The sequence below is a fragment of the Sebaldella sp. S0638 genome (assembly GCF_024158605.1).
Classification (GTDB): Bacteria; Fusobacteriota; Fusobacteriia; order Fusobacteriales; family Leptotrichiaceae; genus Sebaldella.
In genome coordinates this window covers 1-4,964 of record NZ_JAMZGM010000178.1, presented here as the reverse complement: position 1 = coordinate 4,964, position 4,964 = coordinate 1, and the positions used below count along the sequence as shown (strand labels likewise).

General features: G+C 23.4%; 5 protein-coding genes. All 5 read right to left on the bottom strand.

Annotated elements, in window-relative coordinates; all coding sequences use genetic code 11:
• Positions 1-126: 126 nt before the first annotated feature.
• On the bottom strand, positions 127-477 hold the full coding sequence (locus NK213_RS18835) for an IS3 family transposase (RefSeq protein ID WP_253352124.1): 351 nt from the start codon (positions 475-477) through the stop codon (positions 127-129).
• Positions 404-637 (bottom strand): IS3 family transposase, encoded by a 234-nt coding sequence (locus NK213_RS20725; protein WP_371926467.1) that lies wholly within the window; start codon positions 635-637, stop codon positions 404-406. Before NK213_RS20725 ends, NK213_RS18835 begins: the two co-directional genes overlap by 74 nt.
• A 131-nt stretch (positions 638-768) precedes the next feature.
• On the bottom strand, positions 769-1,050 hold the full coding sequence (locus tag NK213_RS18830; protein ID WP_253352123.1) for a transposase: 282 nt from the start codon (positions 1,048-1,050) through the stop codon (positions 769-771).
• A gap of 34 nt (positions 1,051-1,084) precedes the next feature.
• Complete coding sequence (locus tag NK213_RS18825; protein WP_253352122.1) at positions 1,085-1,264, bottom strand: hypothetical protein; 180 nt, start codon at positions 1,262-1,264, stop codon at positions 1,085-1,087.
• 69 nt (positions 1,265-1,333) lie between these two features.
• Positions 1,334-4,882 carry a hypothetical protein gene (locus NK213_RS18820; RefSeq protein WP_253352121.1) on the bottom strand — a complete coding sequence of 1,183 codons (3,549 nt, stop codon included), beginning with the start codon at positions 4,880-4,882 and terminating at the stop codon, positions 1,334-1,336.
• Positions 4,883-4,964: the final 82 nt, after the last annotated feature.

Sequence of the window (4,964 nt, the reverse complement as noted above, 5' to 3'; positions counted from 1 at the left end):
TTTATTTTCTACAAAAACTCTATTCAGAATTTAGAAGTATTAAATTGCATACATTTTAAAGTCCACTTCATATTGTTGGTATGAAGTCAATATAGTGGACAGAATACTCTTGATTAAAGTTGATAATTATGAAGATTTTCTTAAATATTCAGTTGGAGATAAATACCCTAGTCTTTTTTGTATTCTCTCATTGTTATACCAGCCTTCTATGAATTCAAATATTGCTTCTTTTGTATCTTCATAAGTTTTTACTTCCATATCATAAATTAATTCCTTTTTCAATGTTGCATGAAACGATTCTATACACGCATTATCCCAAAGATTCCCTTTTCTGCTAAATGATTCTAATGCTCCTAATTTCTTAAGTCTTTTTCTCATTTCTTTGCTTGTATACTGACTTCCCCTATCTGTATGTACTATACTTCCCTTTAAATGTCTTGCTGGAATTTTTTCTAAAGCTGACATTACTAAATTCATATCTATATTTCTTTAGTACTATTGGGATTAATCCTTCTTCTCTCATTAATCTTCTTACTCTATTTATTCCTATTATTACACCCCTATGTTCCAGTCTGTTTTTTATTTTTGGGGCTCCGTATCTCTTTTTTCCTTTTAAAAACTCCTTTTTTATCTCCAATACATCTGATTTTCTTTTTTGACTTCTTAAGCTTTCCTTTTTATTTTTGAATTTGTAATAGCTGCTTTTCGATATCTTAAACAGTTCACAACTTCTTTTTATATTTATTATTCCTGTATCCAGTGAGCGAATTATTCTTTTTCTTGTAATTGGGCAAATATGGCTAAGCCCTTTTTTAATATATCATTATCTCGTTCCAAGTCTTTTACTTTTTTTCTTAATTCCAGCAATTCTTCATAGGCTATATCTTTCCCTTTTTCTAATCCTATTTTTTTTGAATTTCTTTTCCAAGTACTTATACTTTGTGTACTTATGCCATATTCACGTGATAATTCTTTCAGACTCTTCCCATTTTCATGTAATTTCAGGATTGTTTGTTTAAATACATTGTCGTAATTTTTTATCTTTTTCACTGTGGACTCACTCCTTTGATTTTTTATTATATCATCAAATCATATTTGTCCACTTTTTTAGTTTAACACCAGTTATATCATTTACTTCCTTTAGAAGATATAATATTTTTATATTACTATTTTTATAAGATTCTTCATCTACTATTCCATCTTCTATCAAATCTATTCGTTTTTTTCTCCATTTTTCAAATAAAATTTTTTCTTTTTTTATCATAATTCTCCCTTCTAAAAATTATTAAATACCGTCAAACATAATGTTTTTTTATAATTCCATTTGTTTTTTTTAAAATAAAACTTTTTTAATCATTGGCTTATAATCTAAATAGCTTTCTAATTCTAAACACGATATTTTCTTTCTTTGAACTACTTCGTCATATGTTTTTCCATTCAATTCTATTTTCTTTTTTAAAAAGTCATAGTTCAACTCTACATCTTTTTTAAATACTTCAAAAACACTACTGTACGTTGAATTATTGTAACGAGTTCTATACGATAATAATTCAGAAACTTTCTTTATTGCTTCTGAAATGCTTATATCTACAAATGGTTTTCTTAAAATATAAAAGTGTGATATATAATTTCTTATATTTCCTTTACCCTCTTGTTGTAATTCTCCTTCTTTTGATAAGTCTATTCCAAATTTTCCACATATTTTTTCAAATTTATTATAGTTATCAATATCAAAATTATAATGACATTCTTCTAAACGAAGCTCGTCTTTGTTTGTTTCCTTATTAAATTTATATTTTGGATAAGCTCTGCTTATTCCGTCCCTTGGTTTTTGACCTAATTCTATCAGTTCCAACTCATTTAATCCATTAACAATATAATGTAAATCCCTCTCAACCCTTGCCATTTGAATTGCTAACTTCCAATTTATTTCTATTAAATAATTATATACTTTATTTAATGGATTAAAATTAACTACATCTCTTATTTTTTTATATTCAGAAACTTCATCATATATTTCTTTGAATTCTTGATAATTTTTAAATCTCCCACTGACTACTTTACCAAAATATTCGTCATTATTTTTTAAGTTTTCAATAAATTTCTTCTTATACTCTTTAGAATATACCCTTACTTTTTCATTTATTTCTTTCAATGTATTGTCAACTTTCAAATTTTTTTCTCTTCTCAAATCTAAATCCCTTAGATATTTTGTATCCTCTAATTTTAAATTATTTAATTCTTCTTCTAAAAAATTTTTATAAAGCTTCTCAAAATTATGTTTTGTCACGAGATATAATATATTTTTATTATAGACAAATATTTTTTTACTTTCATCAGATTCTTTTCTTTCTTGCCAATATATATTTCTAAATTTTTCGTCACTTATTGTTCCAATTGATTTTTTTGTAAAGGTTAAAATAGAAATTTGATCAATCTTTTTAGCGATCTCATTATTATAATATTTACTAGCATTTCTACTTAGAACTCCATTCGGTGGCAATGATCCGTATTCTTTCAAACTCACTTTAATTTCATTGTTAACAAAATCTAAGTTTATTTTTGCATCTTCCATATTTCTTATCTTATCAATATCTTCGTTACTCAATCCTTCTTTAGAAATTACATTGTTCCCTAAAAGTGTTTTAAAGTCTTTTTTTGTTCTTTGAAGTATTTCCTCTCTAATTTCTGGAATTATATTTTCAATGTCTTCTATTAAGACATCATCCTTTATTTCTTCAATATCTATAGATATATTAAGTAATTCAGTTCTTAACAAATTAACAGAAATTACTTCATCTAATATTTTGATGATATTGCTATATCTATTATTTTTTAACCATGTATCAGTTGAAAAAAATCTATTTCTTATTTTATTTATAAATATATTATCATTTAATAAAGCAAATATAGATATAATATATTCAAAATCATTTTCGGGAAATACTTTTTGTTTTATACTTTCTATTAATACTTTATTTTCACTGTTTTTTCTATTTTTTATATCATTCTCTATTTGTTCTATATTTAAATTAAGTTTTGAAAAATCCAAAATTTCTACATAATTTTCTTTTAAATATTTTAAATAAATTTCTATGATTTTTCTTTGATATTTATATATAGCCTTTTTATTTCCTTTTGAAGCTGAAATTTGAGATTTTTTATATAATTCTTCTATCGACACATATTTTGATTTTTCTTTTGAATCTTTGTTCAGTTCTTCTTTTAAATTTTTTATAAATTCCCCATCTTTATTGGAACATTCTTTTAAATACAATATTTTATTTACATATATCGCACCATTAAGTACTATCTTTTTTATTCTTTCATCATTAAAAGTTCCATTTTTATCATACGATTCAATTATATTTTTTATTTCAGGCACTAACTTGGAAAAAGACGGCAAATAAATCTTTTCTCTATTATTTCCGAATAGTTTTGCGTTTATATCGTTTATCTTCATGTTTCCTTTAAAAATAATATCTAGATTTAGACTCTTGCATATTTCATTATCTGATGGTCTTAATTCTTCAATTAATTCATTTATATTCTTGTAACTCTTGCTTAAATTCTTTTTATTATCTTCAATAATTTCTTCATTTTTCCCATGTAATATATTATTTCTTAGATTATATGCTTCCTTTAAAAAGTCGATTGCCTCCTGATTTGTTTCAGTAGCTTCTGAATTTATAAATTTCAATTTTTTTAATAGCTCAAATTTCATAACGCTATTTGTATCCTTTATTTTTATCTTTCCTTTATCTGGTTTAGCAGAAAAAAAATCATAATCTTTTTCATAACTTTCGTTTTCTCCTTTAACCTTTAAAAGTCGATTGAGTTCTACATTAGTTGCTGAAAAAAGAGTTATTAATTCTAAAGATAATTCTTCATTTGCATGTTCTTCTACAAATCTTATAGTATTCACTTCATCAATATTATGGTGCTTCAATTTCCCTAAATATAAAATATGCTCTAATAGATATTGCTTCACTCTTATTTCTATTTTTTTTAATAATATTTCTTTATTAAAAATTTCCTCAACCATTAATTCTTTATTTTTAATTTTATCTCTATTTTGTAATATTTTTTCTATTCTTCCTTTTAAATATCTATAGATAATTTTATAGAGTTCTTTTTCTTCTAAAGATAACTTATTAAATTCAACGTCTTTTGTGCATTCTTCATAATGTTTCTTATATACCCCGTAAAGTTCTGTATCTAACTTCTCGTTTTCGATCTTTTCATTTAAATCAACTACTAATTTTGAAATTTGAAGTTTAGATAAAATATTCTTTATTATATAGTTTATTCTATTCTCTTCTAATTCACTTACTAATTTTTTAACTATTTCATTTTTTTCAATCTTTACTTCTTTTAATTTCTCATGTCTATCTAATAATATGTAAGTTTTTTCAAGATTATTTAAATTTCCACTAGAACATTTTTCTTGTCTTTTTATTAAATCATAACACTCTAATTCACGAATTAAAAATTCTACTATGTCTTTTTCTTCTAATTCAGTTTCATATTTAAAATAATTTAAGATTTTATTTTTAAAATTTTCTTTATTTTCTGAAACCTTCTGAATATTTAATAAAAAAATAAAAAAATCAAGATTTTTTTCATCTTTAGAAATTTTTTCTTTTATTAAATATAAGGATTTTAATATATAATGAAATAAAAAAATTTCTTTTCCTTCTTTTTTTCTACCTAATTTAAATATTTCATTTTTAAGTTTTTCTAAACAATATCTCCCCTCATATTGTATTGATTCCAATCCTTTATTTAAAAGATAATATAATTTTAAATTTATTTCTCGACACTCATTATAAATTTCTTTCTTTATATTCAATTCTTCAGAAGTTAATTTTCTCCATTTCACAGCATTTGTAGTGCTATAGTAAAGTAGGAACACCAAAATCTAAACAATGATATAATAAAAAAAGAAAGAGGTGTTTTGAAAT